Source organism: Shewanella sp. (assembly GCF_047975355.1).
GTDB lineage: Bacteria > Pseudomonadota > Gammaproteobacteria > Enterobacterales > Shewanellaceae > Shewanella.
Window position 1 is genome coordinate 18,047 of record NZ_JBKEDJ010000055.1, and the last position, 19,179, is coordinate 37,225.

Annotated in this window: 17 protein-coding genes and 1 other annotated feature; of the genes, 8 read left to right on the forward strand and 9 right to left on the reverse strand. The window is 47.9% G+C overall.

Annotated features, from left to right (window positions below; all coding sequences use genetic code 11):
- Positions 1-105 precede the first annotated feature (105 nt).
- Positions 106-1,146: an IS481 family transposase gene (locus ACK5NH_RS14625; RefSeq protein WP_416921196.1), complete on the forward strand. Its 1,041-nt coding sequence runs from the start codon at positions 106-108 to the stop codon at positions 1,144-1,146.
- Between the two features lie 185 nt (positions 1,147-1,331).
- Here ACK5NH_RS14625 and ACK5NH_RS14630 read toward each other — a convergent pair whose 3' ends face one another.
- The 3 genes from ACK5NH_RS14630 to ACK5NH_RS14640 form a co-directional block, all read right to left on the reverse strand.
- The gene (locus ACK5NH_RS14630) at positions 1,332-3,098 is read right to left on the reverse strand and encodes a flotillin family protein (protein WP_416921198.1); all 1,767 of its coding nucleotides are present in this window, start codon (positions 3,096-3,098) and stop codon (positions 1,332-1,334) included.
- 33 nt (positions 3,099-3,131) lie between these two features.
- Positions 3,132-3,767: a YqiJ family protein gene (locus ACK5NH_RS14635; RefSeq protein WP_416921200.1), complete on the reverse strand. Its 636-nt coding sequence runs from the start codon at positions 3,765-3,767 to the stop codon at positions 3,132-3,134.
- Between the two features lie 106 nt (positions 3,768-3,873).
- Positions 3,874-4,440, reverse strand: coding sequence for a DsrE family protein (locus ACK5NH_RS14640; protein WP_416921202.1), 567 nt, complete (start codon positions 4,438-4,440; stop codon positions 3,874-3,876).
- Between the two features lie 81 nt (positions 4,441-4,521).
- Here ACK5NH_RS14640 and ACK5NH_RS14645 point away from each other — a divergent pair, with 81 nt between their 5' ends.
- The 5 genes from ACK5NH_RS14645 (at position 4,522) to ACK5NH_RS14665 (ending at position 7,823) form a co-directional block, all read left to right on the forward strand.
- On the forward strand, positions 4,522-6,015 hold the full coding sequence (locus tag ACK5NH_RS14645; RefSeq protein WP_416921204.1) for a carboxypeptidase M32: 1,494 nt from the start codon (positions 4,522-4,524) through the stop codon (positions 6,013-6,015).
- A gap of 118 nt (positions 6,016-6,133) precedes the next feature.
- The gene (locus ACK5NH_RS14650; protein ID WP_416921206.1) at positions 6,134-6,628 is read left to right on the forward strand and encodes a GNAT family N-acetyltransferase; all 495 of its coding nucleotides are present in this window, start codon (positions 6,134-6,136) and stop codon (positions 6,626-6,628) included.
- Positions 6,628-6,978, forward strand: a complete 351-nt coding sequence (locus ACK5NH_RS14655; RefSeq protein WP_416921290.1) for a DMT family protein — start codon at positions 6,628-6,630, stop codon at positions 6,976-6,978. The genes ACK5NH_RS14650 and ACK5NH_RS14655 overlap by 1 nt, the downstream gene beginning before the upstream one ends.
- 38 nt (positions 6,979-7,016) lie before the next feature.
- Positions 7,017-7,274: a DUF2960 domain-containing protein gene (locus tag ACK5NH_RS14660; protein WP_416921208.1), complete on the forward strand. Its 258-nt coding sequence runs from the start codon at positions 7,017-7,019 to the stop codon at positions 7,272-7,274.
- A gap of 39 nt (positions 7,275-7,313) precedes the next feature.
- Positions 7,314-7,823, forward strand: coding sequence for an RDD family protein (locus ACK5NH_RS14665; protein WP_416921210.1), 510 nt, complete (start codon positions 7,314-7,316; stop codon positions 7,821-7,823).
- Positions 7,824-7,914: 91 nt separating this feature from the next.
- On the opposite strand, the gene lptG is transcribed toward ACK5NH_RS14665, so the two are convergent.
- A complete protein-coding gene (gene lptG, locus ACK5NH_RS14670; protein ID WP_011626866.1) occupies positions 7,915-8,973 on the reverse strand; it encodes an LPS export ABC transporter permease LptG in 1,059 nt (352 codons plus the stop codon).
- The gene (gene lptF / locus ACK5NH_RS14675; protein WP_416921212.1) at positions 8,970-10,082 is read right to left on the reverse strand and encodes an LPS export ABC transporter permease LptF; all 1,113 of its coding nucleotides are present in this window, start codon (positions 10,080-10,082) and stop codon (positions 8,970-8,972) included. Before lptF ends, lptG begins: the two co-directional genes overlap by 4 nt.
- A gap of 255 nt (positions 10,083-10,337) precedes the next feature.
- Between lptF and pepA the strand changes: the two genes are divergently transcribed.
- Positions 10,338-11,846: a leucyl aminopeptidase gene (pepA, locus tag ACK5NH_RS14680; protein WP_416921214.1), complete on the forward strand. Its 1,509-nt coding sequence runs from the start codon at positions 10,338-10,340 to the stop codon at positions 11,844-11,846.
- A 176-nt stretch (positions 11,847-12,022) separates the two neighbouring features.
- Positions 12,023-12,141: a sequence feature (Phe leader region), on the forward strand.
- A 37-nt stretch (positions 12,142-12,178) separates the two neighbouring features.
- Entirely contained in the window at positions 12,179-14,182 is a 2,004-nt protein-coding gene (locus ACK5NH_RS14685) for a chorismate mutase (RefSeq protein WP_416921216.1), read from the forward strand.
- 99 nt (positions 14,183-14,281) lie between these two features.
- Here ACK5NH_RS14685 and ACK5NH_RS14690 read toward each other — a convergent pair whose 3' ends face one another.
- From ACK5NH_RS14690 to hcp, 4 genes are all read right to left on the reverse strand, one after another.
- The gene (locus ACK5NH_RS14690; protein ID WP_416921218.1) at positions 14,282-15,586 is read right to left on the reverse strand and encodes a cation:proton antiporter; all 1,305 of its coding nucleotides are present in this window, start codon (positions 15,584-15,586) and stop codon (positions 14,282-14,284) included.
- A 45-nt stretch (positions 15,587-15,631) separates the two neighbouring features.
- Positions 15,632-15,967 carry a hypothetical protein gene (locus ACK5NH_RS14695; RefSeq protein ID WP_416921220.1) on the reverse strand — a complete coding sequence of 112 codons (336 nt, stop codon included), beginning with the start codon at positions 15,965-15,967 and terminating at the stop codon, positions 15,632-15,634.
- A 164-nt stretch (positions 15,968-16,131) separates the two neighbouring features.
- The gene (locus ACK5NH_RS14700; RefSeq protein ID WP_416921222.1) at positions 16,132-17,247 is read right to left on the reverse strand and encodes an FAD-binding oxidoreductase; all 1,116 of its coding nucleotides are present in this window, start codon (positions 17,245-17,247) and stop codon (positions 16,132-16,134) included.
- A 66-nt stretch (positions 17,248-17,313) separates the two neighbouring features.
- Positions 17,314-18,978, reverse strand: coding sequence for a hydroxylamine reductase (hcp, locus tag ACK5NH_RS14705; RefSeq protein ID WP_416921225.1), 1,665 nt, complete (start codon positions 18,976-18,978; stop codon positions 17,314-17,316).
- Positions 18,979-19,179: the final 201 nt, after the last annotated feature.

Sequence of the window (19,179 nt, forward strand, 5' to 3'; positions counted from 1 at the left end):
ATTGTATTAGTTCAGACTAGATCTGACACATCATCTTGAAAAGATGAGAGTTACCCACTTTGATAAAGGTGTCGAAACTTCAATCAAAGCAAAAAGGTAACTCTCATGCTTCATACTAACAATCCCATCATTAAACACAAAGCTGGTTTACTCAATCTCGCTGAAGAATTGGGAAACGTGTCTAAAGCTTGTAAAGTCATGGGGCTTTTCCGTGATACTTTCTATCGCTATCAAGAGCTGGTTGAAAACGGCGGCGTTGAGTCGTTAATAAATCGGTCCAGAAGAACACCTAATCTCAAGAATCGTGTCGATGATCCTACTGAAAATGCCGTCTTAACGCATGCTATCGCATTTCCAGCTCATGGGCAGTCTCGCACGAGTAATGAGCTTCGAAAACAAGGGATATTTGTCTCCGCCAGTGGCGTGCGCTCCATTTGGTTACGGCACGGTTTAGAGAACTTCAAAAAGCGATTAAAAGCCCTCGAAGCCAAAGTCGAGCGAGAAGGGATAATTCTGTCGGATGAACAAGTTGCCGCCCTTGAGTGTAAGCAGCAAGACGATGAAGCCTGCGGTGAAATTGAAACGCATCATCCAGGTTATCTCGGCTCGCAAGATACCTTTTACGTTGGCAATCTTAAGGGCGTAGGCCGGATATATCAGCAAACCTTTGTCGATACCTACAGCAAAGTTGCTTTCGCGAAACTGTATACCACGAAAACCCCAATCACCTCGGCCGATTTACTCAACGACCGAGTTTTACCGTTCTTTGAGGCACAGGCACTGCCCATGTTGCGCATCTTGACAGACAGAGGAACCGAATACTGTGGCAAAGTGGAACAGCACGACTATCAGCTGTATTTAGCGATTAACGATATAGAGCACACTAAGACGAAGGCGAGACACCCGCAAACTAATGGGATCTGCGAACGGTTCCATAAAACCATTTTGAATGAGTTTTATCAGGTTACTTTCTGCAAAAAACTGTACGGCAACATGGAGGAACTACAGAAAGATCTGGACGAATGGCTGGCTTATTACAACAATGAACGAACCCATCAAGGTAAAATTTGCTGCGGTAGAACACCACTGGCCACATTAATCGATGGGAAACGGGTTTGGGCTGAAAAGAATTTAGCTCAAATCTAATCTGACAGTGACACCCTAAAAATGGGCAACTGTCAGATCAGGTCTGAGCTAGTACAAATCAATCAGCCTAAATAAAAAATGCGCCCGAAGGCGCTTTTATATTCAATGCTGAGAATGTCAATCAAGATTATGATTTAAGCCCTAGGCCATCATTCAGGATCGACAGCAATTTAAACCAATGATCGTTAACTTAAATGACCATCGGTTTTATGCACATGCCCATTAAGCCCTGCATTCGCCGACTTAACCACATCTAAGGCCTCTGTCGTCAGGGTATTATTACCATTGAGCAGATCGTTTAAGGTGCCAGATTCCGATTGCACTAAGCCTAACTCCCGCAACATAGCATCCACCACGGGTGCATTGGCACGGTAGTTTAACGCGGCGCTCGTCACCTGCTCGGCAATTCCACCTTGACTAACACTTGCTCCATCAACGCCCGAGGCAAACTGATTACCTGCACCATAACCCTGAAGGATCTTAATGCCTTCAATGTTTTCCAACGGTTTAACCGCCTGCGCGACAATCTCAGGCAGCGCTTTTAAGATAGCGAGGGATTTTTGCAGCGCAATCTGCTCATCACGCAGCACGTTTTCGGCTTCGTACAGGGCTTGTTTACCCGCAGCTTCGACCGCATAGACCTTCTCGTCAGCCTCAGCTTGCAGTTTCTTGGCATCGGCACTGGCGCGGGCTTCAATCAGAATTGCGCTAGATCTGTCTTCGGCAGCACGTTTTTCCGCCTCGGCTTGCACTGTCACACCTACCGCATCGCGTTCCGCTTCTTTGCGAGCATCGATCACTTCAATCTCTTTACGACGATTCGCTTCCGCCACCTGACGCACCGTAATAACCGCTTCTTCTTTCTCAACCTTGGTTTTTTCTGCTTCTGCGGCGCGGGCACGGGCGGCAGACTCTTCTTCCGACTTCGCAGCTACTGCGATGTGTTTTTCTTGCTCGGCGACTTCGATATCACGTTGCTGCTGAATACGAGCCTGTTCGATAGATTTGCGTTTTTCAATTTCGCGGGTTTCGATATCCTTGGTTTTTTCGATTTCCGCGGTTTCGATTGCGCGCTCTTTGGCAATCTCGGCCTCGCGTTCTTCACGGGCCTTGTTTTCTTTTTGCTTAATAATTTCCGCTTTTTGCTCGGCACGCTTAAATTCGAGCGACTGCTGCTGGATAAGACGGGCCTCTTCTTCGGACTTTTCAATCTCCAGCGACTCTTTTTCCGCCTCTAAGTTACGCTGCTCGATCTTGATGCGGTTCTCCTGCTGGATATCGTTGGTCTCTTTACGTTTTTCTTCGATGATCTTGGCTAAACGTGCACGACCTTCGGCGTCGAATGCGTTGTTCTCATTGAAGAATTGCAGATCAGTTTGGTCAAAACCCGTCAACGAAACGGATTCGAGCTCTAGCCCGTTTTTCTCGAGATCGTTGGCGACGTTATTCTGTACCCGCTGCACAAAATCGGCGCGCTGCTCGTGCATTTCTGTCATGGTCATTTCGGCCGCAACGGCACGTAACACATCAACAAACTTAGATTCCATCAGCTTTTTAAGCTCTTCTACTCGTGTGGTACGGGTACCTAAGGTTTGTGCCGCCATCGAAATGCCTTCGGCATTAGGCGCCACACGCAGATAGAAGTCAGCCTTCACATCGACGCGCATTCTATCCTTAGTGATCAGCGCATCTTTTTGGGTTTTCTCCACTTCGATACGCAGGGTATTCATATTTACGGCTATGGTTTCATGCAGAACGGGTAAGACGATTGCGCCGCCATCCTTAATAATTTTTTCACCACCAAACCCCGTACGTACAAAAGCCATTTCCTTCGTCGCACGTTTATATAACTTGGCGAAAATCAGACCAATCACAATCAGGCCAATCAATACCATTCCGGCAACTAACAACACGAAGTTGCTTGAACTGGTTACATCATTTAACACATCCATTTGCTTTCCTTTTTCGTTAATGGCTTTGGAAAATTAATTATCAAAGCGAGTCGCAGACCAGACTCTTCCTTCTCGTTTCAGCAGCACCACTTGCGTGCCACTGGCAAACTCGATACCCGAGGTTTCGGGTTCGACTAATACATAATGTTTTTGTTGATGTTTATCGCGTACAACCGCCTCTGACGGCATGCCCTTTATGGCACAGCCTAAGGTGATAGTGCCGACATAACCGCTTAAATCATCGAGGGATATAGCCGTGGACTCATTCTTGGGGAGCAGATCGGCCAATACTCGCCCCAGATAGCGACAGGAAAAAGCACTCCCGACCACGGCAATAGGTAGAGTAAAGAGTTGGGGTAACAAGACGCCCGTCAATGTCAGGCTCAGGTAATTAACGAGATAACCGACGATGGCAAAGCTGGTCAGTGCCAGTACAAACCAGATAAGTAAGGGTAATCGATTCAGACATAGCCAGCCTGCGATCCCCGTAAGGCCTGTCCCACCGATCTCGGCATCATAATCCACATCGGCGGGCACCCACTGGTCGAGCGCACTCATCATGCTTAACCCTATCACTAGGGCTAAGGCTTCAAACACACCAAGGACAAGCACGCAGGCGAAGGCAATAGTGTAAGGTAGGTTAGGCTGTTCAACTAAAAACGCCCACATAGTCATCTCCTTGAACGATACAGCATTCCATTTATTTCACTGTAATTATCAACTTACGAGTGACAGAATAGCAAGGCGAGCCTAGTTTCCAAACAAAAAATTTACCCTAAAACGGATTTTGACTAAATCCTTGCTGCGCCAGAATCGCATGGGCCGTCATTGCCGAGAGCGCCATATCGACACCCGGTAATAAAGAAGAGTTGTGTAGGTCAAAATAGGCCGCGCTCTGACCACAGATATAAAACTTTACCCCATAAGCCACTAAGGCTTTAACTAAGGCTTTATTGGGGTTTTGCTCCCCTTTGTGCTGCTTGGCATAAAAGCTATCATCGGCTAAATCGCCAACGGCACTGCCATGCACCACCATAGCGAGCTCAATATCGCTTTCTTTAACGCCAGCAACCACGTGCATATTAATAAAACGGGCAAGGCTGTCGAGCTGACGATTCACTTGACCAACATCGGCCGCCTTACTCATGTCGAACGCTACCTTAAACTTCATCCCCGCAGGGATCGCAAGGGTGCTTTCGACCTTAGCCACTTGACCAAATTCGGGGATGGCACTGCCCGGCGCAAAGCTCTCGGCTCCGGCGTGTACGGCACTGGATAAGCCGACCAACAGCGCCATGCTTATGACTTTTAGGGTTTTAGTGTGATGTGATTTTGGCTGCATGATATTATCATCCTGTTATTGTTATTTTTTCGTGCTAATAGATAACGACAGCACCTTAAGATTGAGTCTATGGATACCGCTATGAACAGCAAAGAACCTACGCCAAGTTACGATAAACTCACGGCCCATTTCCAGAAAATTTCACATTTTGAACATGTTAGTGCGCTAGGTGATTGGGATCAGGCCGCCATGATGCCCCTCGGTGGCGGCAGTGAACGTGGTGATGCCATGGCAGAACTGGCATTACATATCCATAGCCTTAAAACGGCGCCAGAGCTTGGCGATAACCTCGCTCGAGCCTCACAAGAGGCGCTGAGCCCAGAGCAACAGGCCAATCTGAGGGAAATGCAATATCAGTATCAACAGGCGACCTTAGTGCCGGGTGAGTTGGTACAGGCCAAAACGAAAATGGCCTACCAGTGTGAAAATGCTTGGCGCGAACAACGCAAAAACAATGATTGGCAAGGTTTTAAACCGAATCTAAAAGCGGTGATTTCCCTCGCGAGGGAAGAAGCCTTAATTCGCGCCCAGGCGCTTAACATCTCCCCCTACGATGCCCTGCTCGATAAATTTGAGCCCGGCATGACCACGGCAAAGCTCGAACAAACCTTTGGCGACCTGAAGATTTGGTTACCCTCTCTTATTCAAGATGTGCTGGCAAAACAAGCCAGTGAACCCAAGCTTATCCTTAACGGCCCCTTTGATATCAAGGCACAGCAGGCTCTCGGCCAAGCTGTGATGGCCTATTTAGGGTTTGATTTTAACCATGGCAGGCTCGATATCAGCAGCCACCCATTTTGTGGTGGAGTGCCCAGCGATGTACGCATCACGACGCGTTATAATGAAGCCGATTTTAGCAGTGCTATCATGGGCATAGTGCATGAAACTGGCCACGCCCGTTATGAACAGGGCTTACCGAAACAATGGCGCGGACAGCCTGCAGGATTGGCTCGCTCCATGGGCATCCATGAGAGCCAAAGCTTATTTTGTGAAATGCAGCTCGGTGCCAATCCCGCGTTTTTACGCCAACTGCAACCACTGATTAAACAGCATTTAGGATGCGAGTTCAGCGCCCAAGACTTGGCAAGACACTATACCCGCGTCAATCCGGGGCTTATCCGTGTCGATGCCGATGAAGTCACTTACCCTTGCCATATTCTACTGCGCTTTGAGGCCGAAAAAGCCTTTATCGACGGCAGTCTGAGCGTGGATGACCTCCCCGATTTTTGGTCAAGCCAGATGCAACAACTGCTCGGTATCAATACCGATGGTAACTATCGCGATGGTTGTATGCAGGATATCCATTGGGCCGTGGGTGAACTGGGTTATTTCCCAAGTTATACCTTAGGTGCCATGTATGCTGCCCAATGCCGTTTTGCGATGGAGCGAAGCTTAGGCCCGATTGAAAACCTTATCGATAATGGGCAGTTATCCCAAGTATTTGACTGGCTTGGCAGCCATATTTGGTCCAAAGGCTCATTACTGACAACGGATGAGCTCATCATTCAAGCCACAGGCGAACCGCTAAATAGCCAATATCTTGCCAAACACTTGAAGCAACGTTATTTGGGATAAACGAGGTGAGCTGTCTAGATAATCGCAGCACTGCCGAGTTTCAAAGCTTTTGCTGCGATTTGGGTATATAATCCCCAACTTATTTATTCACACTGTTTTGGGCGGAAAAAGGTCGACCATGTTACTGCGTGCAATCACCCCAGAGGATTGGGATGCTATTTTACAGATCCAGGAAGAATGTTACTCCCAACTGGATCCTGAACCCCTGCATGTATTGCAAAGCAAATGGCACGTCTCACCTCAATCCTGTTTTGTGTTTGAGGTCAATGAAGCTGTGGTGGGCTATTGCCTCGCCCACCCTTGGACCACCAATATGCCTCCCGCACTGTATGAGCCCATTACTCAGTTACCTAAGGCCGATACCTTGTATCTACACGATATTGCGATCTCGGTAAAAGCCCAAGGTTTAGGTGCTGGCTCCAAGGCCTTGATGCGCCTAAAGCAGCTCGCAGATCATTTTAATTTAAGCTCCCTCTCCTTAGTGGCGGTACAAGGTGCAGACAGCTATTGGCGCAAAATGGGTTTTAAACCTAAGACCATAGAGAAATGTCTTGGCAGCTACACTGACGATGCCATGTACATGATTTATAAACTTAATCATCGAGAAAAATGATGCATCCTACACTGACAACAATCGGTTTACTCTGTCTTAGTAATATTTTTATGACCTTTGCCTGGTACGGGCATTTAAAGTCCTTAGGCTCAAAACCTTGGATTATTGCTGCCCTAGTCAGTTGGGGTATAGCTCTATTTGAATACCTGCTGCAAGTGCCTGCTAACCGTATCGGCTACACAGTGATGAATGTCGGGCAATTAAAAATCCTGCAGGAAGTCATCACCTTAAGTTTGTTTGTACCCTTCGCCTACTTCTATATGAAGGAACCACTCAAACTCGACTATCTCTGGGCTGGTCTGTGTATTCTCGGTGCTGTGTATTTTATTTTTAGAAGCGAATTCAATTAATTTCAGAACCATTTCAAGACTTTTTTCAGGAGATATCCATGGCGCGTCAAGTGACTTACACCTTCAAGGGTGAGACGAAAACTATCGCCTTTACGTATGATAAACATCGCGATTTATACGAAGCTGTGGCCGAGGCCGAAGGCATAGACCTAACCAAGTTTCTCGCGATGGAACAACAAATTGCCATGACCTCTCGTAAAGGTGCCAAGGCTGAAAAAGACTATCGCAAAGTCGAGTTTGCGCGCTTTGGGTTTAGCAATATCCACTTTGTACGTGATGAAGAACCCGAGGCCTAAGCCTTATCGTCATTTATCCATTTAGAATTAGGATCGCAGATGTTAAATGCTGAACATGCCAACTTCCCCCGTGCCGGGTTCTTCCGCCGCCTAGGGGCAATGATCTATGACCTACTGCTCGCGGTGGCTGTGTATATGTTTGCTGGTGCCATCGGCTTTGGTATTTTTTACGGACTCACGGCCTCAGGCCTCATTGGCATGAATGGATTTGAGCATGTGTCCGATGCCCTCAATGGCACACCGATTTACCATGGGATTTATCAACTCTGGTTAGTGCTCTGTGTAGGTACTTTCTATGCGCTATTTTGGAGTAAGGGCGGTCAAACCCTCGGGATGCGCGCCTGGCGCCTTAAGATCCAACATCCGAATGGTCAAAACTTAAGCCTTATCACCGCCTATGCACGCATCGTCTGGTCATTACTTGGGATTGGTAATCTATGGGTACTTATCAACGACGATAAACTCGCACTACAGGATATGATGACCCGCTCAGAAGTCGTAGTGTTATCGAAGGAAGCCAACCAAATGCGTAACTGGCATGGCGCTTAAACCTAGCATCTGAGCCTCACAACCGTGATTAAGCTTAAGTGCCCCAATAAAAAACGACGCCATGGCGTCGTTTTTTATTATCGGCGTCTTATCACCGCCGGATAAAGTAGAAGGCAATTCCAGTAAATAGCAGACTCGGCGCGATAGCTCCCACGTAGGCTGGCAGCTCATACACTATGCTCATGGGGCCAAAGATCTCATTGCTGATATAGAAGCTAAAACCCGCGACAACGCCGAGCAACACCCTCGCGCCCATAGTTACAGTTCGCAGCGGACCGAACACAAAGGACAAGGCCACCAGCATCATCACCCCAACGGTGACAGGTTGCATCACCTTACGCCAGAGGGCCAATTCGTAACGGCTTGGATCTTGGCTGTTATTTTTAAGGTAGTCTAAGTAACCCATTAACCCGCGGATAGATAAGGCCTCGGGCTTAACCGATACCACACTGAGTTTGTCGGGCGTGAGGCTTGAGCGCCAAATGTCTTCGTCTAAGTGTTCAAGCTTCACTTCGTCATAGCTTAGGTCGGTGCGCTTTACATCCATAAGATGCCAGCTGTCGTTACTGAACAAGGCGCTCTTGGCATGAACGACATTGGTAAGCTTTAACTCACTGTTAAATTTATACAAAGTAATATTATTCAGCTTATCGATGTCTGCCACTTCACCAATATTCACGAACAAATCGCCATCCTTAGCCCAAATGCCCCGGTGGGATTTAATCAAACTGCCGCCGGAGAGCTTAATGGCTTGGAGTTCATTGGCCTTTTGCTCAGCCACAGGCGCGCCCCACTCACCCAATGCCATCACCATCAACATCAGTGGCACCGCGGTTTTCATCGCAGACAGTGTGATCTGCAACCTCGACATTCCCGAGGCTTGCATCACCACTAGCTCAGAGTTTGAGGCTAGCATCCCCATGCCGATCAGGGCGCCTAAGAGCACAGCCATAGGGAAAAACATTTCAATATCGCGAGGCACGAGGAATAGCACATAAATGCCAGCGTCCATCATAGTGTACGAACCGCGTCCCACTAAGCGCAGTTGGTCAACCCACTTAATAATGCCCGACAAGCCCGTCAGTACCAGCAAACACAGCGCCGAAGTGCTTAATAAAACTCTGGCGATATAAAGGTCTAAAATCTTCATGCAGCCACCTTTTTACGCGCCATTACCGTTGATAAACGAGCAAATAAGGGTCTGTCTTTACCTAGGAGTAAAATCCCCATAATGAGCGCCGACAGATGGATCCACCACATGCCTAAATACTGTGGAATAACCCCATCCTGCAGCGCCTTGCGCCCTGCGACCATCAGGCCAAAATAGCCGAGGTATAACAGAACGGCGGGTAGCATTTTGGCAAACTTACCTTGGCGCACATTGACCCGTGCCAGCGGCACGGCAATTAGTGTCATAATCGGAATAGCCAGCGGGATAGCCAGACGCCAATGGAACTCGGCCACGGCTTCGGGTCCTTCGACTTTCATCAAGTCCGCCAGAGACAAGGCAGAGAGCTTACGGCGACGCTCATCGACCTGTTGCTCTTTGATTTGCATCTTATAGCCACCAAATTCAATCATTTGGTAGTCTTTCTGTTGTGGGCTGCCCTGATAACGCACCCCATCATTGAGTTGTAACTGCTGCGAGCCGTTCTGATCTTCTATCACGCGGCCCCCTTTCGCCACGACCACATTGGTTAAGCCAATTTCGTCATTCGGATCGGGTAACTGGGCCACAAACACTTTATCGAGTTCATTGTCTTTACCAATGCGCTCAACAAATAACACTGCACGACCGTTAGGACTGGCCTGAAAACGTCCCTGCACTAATGCGGCAAGTCCCGCCTCTGATTGGGCCTTCTCGAGCACTTGGTTTTGTTGCTCTTCCGCCCAAGGCGCGACATAGAGGGATAAATAGCCAGTAAACAACATGTTAATCACGGCAAGAATGAGTGTCACTCGGGTAACATACCATTCACTTACGCCAACACCGTGGAGAATGACCATTTCATTCTCGGCATACATGCGGCCGTGGGCCATCAAAATCCCAAGGAACAAACTTAAAGGTAAAACGAGAACAACGAGATAGGGTAAGTTGAGGCCTATCAAGGTGGCGATAAGAGAAGCAGGAAATTCACCGTCTGAGGCGTCGGCCAATATGCGCACGAAATGCTGGCTAATAAAAATAGTTAACAGTACGAAAAGTACTGCAATTTGCGCCTTTAAAACTTCTCGAATAAGGTATCTAAATACAATCACAGGTAGGATCCGGTCTCTAAACTTATCTTTTTGCTGGTAACAGACTAACTTTCATGTAAACTGTTTACTTTTGATAGTTTTCTGACCAGCTTCAGGGGTTCCTGGCAAACGATAAATGTCACGGATTTTTCACAAAAACGTGACTCAAGTGCCGAGAATAAATCACCTTTGGAGTAATAACTTAGGCCCTTTTCGGGACAAGCAGACATTATCCAATAAATATAAAAATTTGTCTTTAAGAATCTAGGAGTGCTCATGGAGTTTAGCGTAAAGAGCGGTAGCCCCGAAAAACAACGCTCAGCCTGCATCGTTGTCGGTGTTTATGAACCCCGCCGTCTATCCGGCATCGCCGAGCAATTAGACAAGATTAGCGAAGGTTATATCAGTAATCTACTGCGTCGCGGCGATTTAGAAGGTAAGCCAGGCCAAATGTTATTACTGCACCACGTTCCTAACGTATTGAGTGAACGAGTGCTGTTAGTCGGTTGCGGCAAAGAACGAGAACTAGACGAACGCCAGTACAAGCAGATCATCACTAAAACCATCAACACCTTAAATGAAACAGGTTCAATGGAAGCCGTGTGCTTCTTGACCGAGTTACACGTAAAAGGTCGCGATACCTATTGGAAAGTTCGCCAAGCGGTTGAAACGACCAATAGCAGTTTATATAGCTTCGATGCGCTCAAAACCCGTAAAGGTGAGACCCGTCGTCCGCTGCGCAAGCTGGTATTTAATGTGCCAACTCGCCGTGAACTGACCTTAGGTGAGCGTGCGATTGAGCACGGCATGGCCGTTTCTGCCGGTATGCATTTATGTCGTGATGTGGCTAACATGCCGCCAAATATCTGTAATCCTGCCTATTTAGCCTCTCAAGCTCGCCAATTGGCCGAAGTTCACGAAAACCTGCATGTCACGACTGTGGGCGAAGAGCAAATGGCAAAACTCGGCATGAACTCTTACCTTGCCGTCGGCCGCGCCAGTGCCAATGAATCCATTATGACCGTAATGGAATACAAGGGTGCCGTTGACAGCACTGAGAAACCTATCGTATTGATTGGTAAAGGCTTAACCTTCGACTCTGGTGGTATTTCACTAAAGCCAGGCGAAGCCATGGACGAAATGAAATACGACATGGGCGGCGCTGCAGGTGTTATCGGCACCATGAAAGCCATTTGTGAGATGAAGCTGCCCATCAACGTGGTTGGTATTCTCGCGGGCTGTGAAAACATGCCATCGGGCAATGCTTATCGCCCAGGTGACATTTTAACCACAATGTCGGGTCAGACTGTTGAAGTCCTCAACACCGACGCCGAAGGCCGTCTGGTACTGTGTGACGTATTAACCTATGTTGAGCGTTTCGACCCAGAGCTGGTGATCGATACTGCCACTCTGACCGGCGCCTGTGTGATTGCCTTAGGTAAGCATGCATCGGGTCTGTTCTCATCACACAATCCTCTTGCCCACGAACTACTCAATGCGGGTGAGCAAAGTGGTGACCGTGCATGGCGTATGCCACTGTGGGATGAATACCAAGATATGCTCGATAGCCCATTTGCAGACATGACCAACTTAGGTGGTCGTCCTGCGGGTGCGATTACCGCAGCTTGTTTCCTGTCGCGTTTCACCAAAAAGTACAACTGGGCTCACTTAGATGTGGCCGGTACAGCGTGGAACAGCGGTGCGAATAAAGGTTCAACCGGTCGCCCTGTGCCAATTTTGACTCAGTTCCTGATCAATCGTGCAGGCGTAGAATTAGGCGAGTAATCGCTAATAACACTGAAAAGGCGAAGAATTTCTTCGCCTTTTTTATTTGGATCAAAAGCTAAATGACGATTGGCTCAGGAATAATTGCAGCATGACAACGCAAAGAACAAAGAAAATCGCGATTGAATAATTTTTGATTGACAGCCACGCCCTCGCCCTTTAGTTTTACTCTCTATGAAAACAAATACCGCAGCTTTTTTTACTTTCTTTTTTACACCCCCACTCTAGGAGGCGGATTTACTGTGTAAAAACGAAAGTAAAAATCCAAAGCCTCCCACTGGGAGGCTTTTTCGTCTTAAACGCTCGATAATACGGTGGCAAATGAGGTCAGAATGCAAAAACCACAGCCTTTAAATCAAACGCGAGAACAAATTACTCACCTCGACAATGAGCTTCTCTCGTTACTCGCCGAACGTCGTCGACTAAGCCTAGAAGTAGCACGCAGTAAAGAAGTGGATGTGAGACCCATTCGCGACACCCAAAGGGAAAAAGAACTGCTGGCAAGATTAGTCACAGCTGGCCGAGAAAAAGGCTTAGATGCCCATTACGTAATCTCACTGTATCAAAGCATTATCGAAGACTCAGTCCTTAATCAACAGGCTTATCTCCACGGCCGTGCCAATCCAGAAACGCAAAAACAGCAGTACTGTATCGCTTACCTCGGCGCCCGCGGCTCCTACTCTTACCTTGCCGCCTCTCGCTATTGCCAACGTCGTCAGGTTGAGATGCTCGACTTAGGCTGCCAAAGTTTCGATGAGATTGTCCAAGCCGTTGAGTCAGGCCACGCCGACTATGGCTTTTTGCCGATTGAAAACACTTCGTCGGGCTCGATCAACGAAGTCTATGACGTATTGCAACACACGAGTCTGTCGATCGTTGGCGAAACCACTATCGAAGTAAGCCATTGTCTCTTGGGCAAACCAGGTTGCAAACTGAGCGATATCAAAACCGTCTATGCCCACCCGCAGCCAATCAGTCAGTGCAGCCGCTATCTGAGTCAGCACAAGGACTTAAGACTGGAATATTGCTCAAGCAGCGCCGAAGCGATGGAGAAGGTCAACCAATCTGCCGACAATAGCGCCGCTGCGATTGGTAGCACCGAAGGTGGCGCGCTGTACCAACTCGAGTCGATTGAGTCTGGCCTTGCAAACCAAAAGATTAACCAGAGCCGCTTTATCGTGGTGGCTCGAAAAGCCGTGGCCGTACCCGAGCAATTGCCAGCTAAAACCACCCTAATTATGGCCACTGGCCAAAAGGCGGGTGCGTTAGTTGAAGCCTTGTTGGTGCTCAAGGCGCATCAGCTCAATATGAGCAAACTCGAATCTCGCCCCATTCCTGGCACGCCGTGGGAAGAAATGTTCTATCTGGATATCGATGCCAATATCTCCAGCGAAGCCATGCAGCAAGGGCTCAAGCAGCTCGAGAGGATCACGCGCTTTATCAAAGTATTGGGATGTTACCCCTGCGAAACCGTCAAACCGACACAACTCAGTAATAGCCAATTACTCATCGAGCCGAACACCTCAAAAGCTGAGGTGATAAGCACGGTGAGCCTTGACCCGTCGCCCTATCGCTTCAGTAAGGCGTACAAGGCGCAGGCGAGTGAAATTCACTGCGGCCCCTTTACCATTGGCGCAGGCCATATTGGTGCCATTGCCAAAATCACGCTAAGCAAAAGCCTGCTGCAGCAAGAGTCGTCACAGGCAGCCATATCCGCCTTTGAGCGCAGAGTGAAGCAGTTAAAAGAAGCGGGTTTCCAAGCGGTGATTTTAGACGGATGCCACTCACTCGCCTCGGCCGAAGTCATCATCCCTAAGCTGCGCCAAACCTTGCATCAGTATGATTTGCTTTGTGTCATCGCCATCGAACAGGCGACGGATATGCCGTTGGCGACAGGTCATGCAGACATGTTGTTCTTAACGGGCAAACAAATGTTTAATCAGGCCTTGCTGACTCAGGCAGGCACTTTGCCGATTCCGCTATTCCTCGAACGTAACGATATGGCAAGTTATGAGGAATTTATGGCAGCCACGGAGACGATTTTAAGTCAAGGTAACCAACAGCTTATCCTATGTGACTCTGGCATTCGTACCTATAACAATGCCAACTTACCCACCTTGGATTTAGCAAGCCTCATCCAAATTAAGGCCAACAGTCATCTACCCATAGTGATTAACCCTTGTTATGCCATCAATGAAGATGCACTCCTTATGCAAACTCAAGGAATTAAGCAGCTAAAAGCCGATGGCCTAGTGCTTAATTGCACCCTCGAAGAAGATAAGGAACATGATTCATTGGCACTGATGAGCAAGGTCGTAAGAGAGCTATATCGCTAATTTGCGTGTATAACGATACTGAAGAACATACAGCCACGAATATCGTGGCTGTATTGTTTAGGGCTTGTGTTTAGCTCCTCGACTTTAAGCGCAGCAGATCTAAGTCCGCTCAGGTGCAATCTGATGATTGGCATCTGTCACTACCGCATTACTGCGGCCGATTAACCCAGTCATACTCGAGCCTTGCACTAGGATTGAAAACACCACCACGGCATAGGTCATCACCAATACCAGCTCACGCAGCTCGACACCGCTTTGCGAATCGATAATAACACCCTCGGGTAGGCTCATCGCCATGGCCAAGGCTAACCCGCCCCTGAGCCCGCCCCAGATGAGTATCGACTCGGCATAGGGATTGTAAGACTTCACCAACCTAAATCCGATATAGGGCAAAAATACACTCACCGCCCGCGCCGTTAAAACCAGTGGAATAGCCACTAACATAAACCACCATAATGGCGCCTTAAAGGTGACGAGCAAGAGTAATAATCCGAGCAGGAGGAACAACAACGCATTGAAGAAGGATTCAATCAGCGACCAAAAAGTGTAGAGTTTCACCCGCTCATGGCGCACAAAATACTTAGGCACGCTGTAGTTACCGATAATCATCCCTGCACTGACCATCGCCAGTGGCCCCGATACCCCTAACACTTCGGCTATGACATAACCCGCCGTCGGGATCAGCAAAGTGACCAGCATCAACTGGGTTTCTTCCTCACAGTAGCGAAAGAAATGGTGCAACAATACGCCGAGCACGGCGCCATAAACGACGCCACCGAGCGCCTCTTGGACAAACAATAGCGAGATTTGCGTGAAGGTCAGCGGCTCAGTTGAAAAGGCCAGATGGGAGATGGCCACAAAAATCACCAATCCAATGCCATCGTTAAAGAGCGACTCCCCTTCCACCTGAATGGCAATATCTTCGGGCGCGCCCATTTTCTTCAGGATCGCCAATACGGCAATAGGATCTGTAGGGGAAATCAAGGCGCCAAAGAGTAAACAATGACTTAGAGCCAAAGGTAATCCCAACATGGGTGCTAAGTAATACAACAAACCACCGACGATAAAGGTTGAGAGTAAAGTACTGACAAAGGCAAGAATGAGGATTTCCCATTTCTGATGCCGGAGGATTTTTAAGCGGATCTGCAATGCCCCGGCAAATAAGAGAAAACCCAACATGCCGTTGAGTAATAGGGCCTGAAAGTCGAGCTTTTCCAGCCCCGCCACAAAGTAACCATAAACATGGCCACCAAGCGCTTTACCACCCAGCAATAACAACAGACTCATGCCCAACGCCAATGCGGTGATGGCAACGGTTTCTTGCAGCTTATGTAAACGCGAAGATGCCACAGACGTGACTAAGGCTAACGCACAGAGAATACAGAGAATTTGATAACTAGTCATAAGAGTCTCTAATCACCCTAAGATGAAGAGACTCTAGCACAAGTTTTAGACTTCTAAACCATCCAACAGACTTAGCCAGCCTTTGATAATCCGATGGCAAAACCAAATGATACCAAAGAGATAAATCGAAAGACTTAGCCAAGTGATGGGTAGGCAATATCCCAACACCAACAGACCAAGAAATATCACATTGGAGTGACGTTGCCAGCGTAGATGTGATGCAAGCAAAGCATTACTTTGGGTATGTCGTTGAGACAGGTTGATAAATAGGCTCAACAATACAGGCAGCAGTAACAGAGGAAAGCCTGACATTAAGGCGTAAAGCAAATGGCCTAAGCTGCGATCTTCAATTTTTGCGGCATATGTAGTTGTCGTTGTCATTGAGAGACTCCAGCCAGACGATGGGACTGGGCGTTACTCCGCCCTCGTCTTTAACCTTACGTTCTCGCAGACATAATCGCAACTAAGGCGTAAAAATATTTCCGCGCGAGACCTCTTTAAATCACCAATATTTCTAATCAACCAATGCCCTCCAAAGACCAATGTCAGGTCAATGACAACGTCACATCCGACTTGAGTTTAGTCGAGCAGGCTAACACGTATCCGGCTTCGATATCGGCAGGTGTTAAGGTCATACTACTCGTGGACTCAGTCTCCCCTTCAAGCACTTGGCACTTGCACGCACCGCATATACCCGAGCGGCAAGCCGCAATAATAGGTAAACCTTCGGCTTCGATACCCTCAAGCAAGGTTTGCTCTGCCGTTAGAGCCCGTTTTCTATCGCCAATGGATAACATAAAGCTTGAACAGCCACTATCTGGGGCTTCAGACTGGATTTCGGCCTGCTTAACTCGGCTTTGTGCCTCTTTCACCGCTGTGGCAAAGCTCTCGTGATATAACTGAGCCATATCAAAGTTAAGCTCGGTCAGAATCGTTTTGACCGCCTGCATATAGGGTTCTGGCCCACATAAAAACACGGTTCGCTCGGCAAAATCTGGCACTAAGCGGCGCAAGTTATCGACGCTTAAACGGCCAACATCATGCGATACCGCCTCGGGATGCCAAGCCGTGTCAGCAGTGACATCCTCCACGATATAACCCAGCTTAAAATCCCGATGGCGCGCGGCCATGGTCTCCAATGTGGTTTTAAAAATAATATCGGCCTGAGTGCGAGCACTGTGTACAAAAGCGATGTCGGCATTCATTTGGCTGTCGGTTAAATAACGCGACATCGAATACATGGGCGTAATCCCACAGCCAGCACTTAAGAATAGGTATTTTTTGGCTGGAATATCAAACAGATTAAACTGTCCCGTTGGCGGTAGAACTCTTACCGTTTGTCCAGGCTGTAAATGATCAATCAAGTAGTTAGACACTAGCCCACCCTCGACTCGCTTAATGGTCACCATCAAGGAGTAAGGTCTAGAGGGCGTCGAGGATAAGGTATAACTGCGACAAGCCTGCTCGCCGTCGATCTCTAGCACTAAGGTCATAAACTGTCCCGGCTTATAATCAAACTTCATCGGCTCACCGGCTTGAAAACGAAAACTCACCACATCAGCGGTTTCGTTCCAACGCTCCACACACACTAGTTGACTAAATCCCGCAAGACTCGCAGGTGCAGAAGCTAAAGCGATATTTGGCATAGTACTGATATTCATAGTCTTTGTATCCATAACACTGCGGCTTTACAACGAAAGCCGCAGTGACCCCATGTGTAAACCGGCCTAAGCCACGTTCAGCATGGTCTTAAGATCGGCTTCAACGGTTGTGGTGTTACGCAGGCCAAATTTCTCTTCCAAAATTTTAGCGAGGTTGGCCGTTAAAAATGCCGGTGGCGTTGGACCAGTACGGATGTTCTTCACCCCAAGCGATAATAGGGTCAGCAGCACGACAATGGCTTTTTGTTCAAACCATGAAAGCACTAGGTTCAATGGTAATTCATTGATATCGCATTCAAATATTTGTGATAACGCGATAGCCAACTGGATAGCAGAATAGGCATCGTTACATTGGCCGATATCGAGCAAGCGCGGAATACCATTGATATCGCCAAACTCCAGCTTGTTGAATTTATACTTACCGCAACCTAAGGTCAGAATAACGGAATCCTTTGGCGCTGATTTCGCTAAATCCGTGAAATAACTGCGTTCAGACTTATCACCATCACAACCTCCGACTAGGAAGAAGTGTTTAATAGAACCGTTTTTAACGTTTTCAACCACAGTCGGTGCCGCGGCCATTAAGGCATTACGGGCAAAACCGATAGTGATATTGTGTGGAATTTCATCGTATTGGAAACCTTCGAGCGCGAGCGCCTTCTCAATCACGACAGAGAAATCATCCCCCACTACATGGCTCACGCCGGGCCAACCTACGATACTGCGGGTAAAGATACGGTCGCTGTATTGACCGACATTCGGGTCGATAATACAGTTTGAGGTCATCACCACGGCACCGGGGAAATTGGCGAATTCTTTCTGCTGGTTCTGCCATGCACTACCGTAATTACCGACTAAGTGTGAATATTTTTTAAAGGCGGGATACGCAAGCGCTGGGAGCATTTCGCCGTGGGTATAAACATTAATGCCTTTACCCGCCGTTTGCTCAAGGATAAGCTCCAAGTCCTTCATATCATGACCAGAAACCAGAATCGCTTTGCCTTTAACGGGTTTTGTGTTGACCACTGTGGGTTCTGGATGACCGAAGGCTTCGGTCTCGCCAGCATCGAGCATGGCCATGATACGGTAGTTCAGTTGACCAATGTCCATGGCTGTGGTGAACAATTTGTCGGCATCGACACAGGGTTCTCCGAGAAACGCCATGATCTCATGGAACTGCCCGGCAATCTCCGCATCGGTTTTCCCTAATACACGGGCATGCTCCATATAAGCCGCCGCACCTTTAAGACCGTATAAGCAGAGTAATCTCAGTCCAAGAATATCTTCATGGACATCATTTTTATCTTTATTGAGTAAAGCGACAGGCGCTTGAGACAACATTTCAGGTTTGCTGGTACCCAACGCGAATTGCGCCACAGGTGGGAGCGATTCAACCCGTTTACCCGCAATTTCACACGCAGCTTCATAGGCATTTTTTAAACTTTCACGGTACTGAGCCGCCTGCTTGGCATAGGCAATGATACGCTCGTCGTCGAAGTTGACGTTAGTTAGGGTTGAGAAAAAAGCTTTAGGAACAAAGGTATCCACCTCAGGGTTAATGACGCCCAGCTCACGCGCCTTAGTCGCATACACTGAAACACCCTGCAACATGTAGATTAACAAGTCTTGCAGATCCGAGGTCGCAGCCAATTTGCCGCACATACCTTGGGCATAGCTACAACCGTTGCCGGCGGGGGTACGAATAGTTTGCTCACACTGAATACAAAACATGGATAGACTCCTAATTTAAATTCATGCTTTATTTATGCATGTTTAAAATTAGTCTACCTAAACCGAAAATAAGCGACAGTGTTTTCTCACCTTGAATGCCAAATCTTCGAGGGAGATCACCTTAAGCAATTGCTAATTCACATAATAAAAGGTGCCTGAAATCCTAAAAAAAATGCCCATCGAAGATGGGCATTTTTGTTA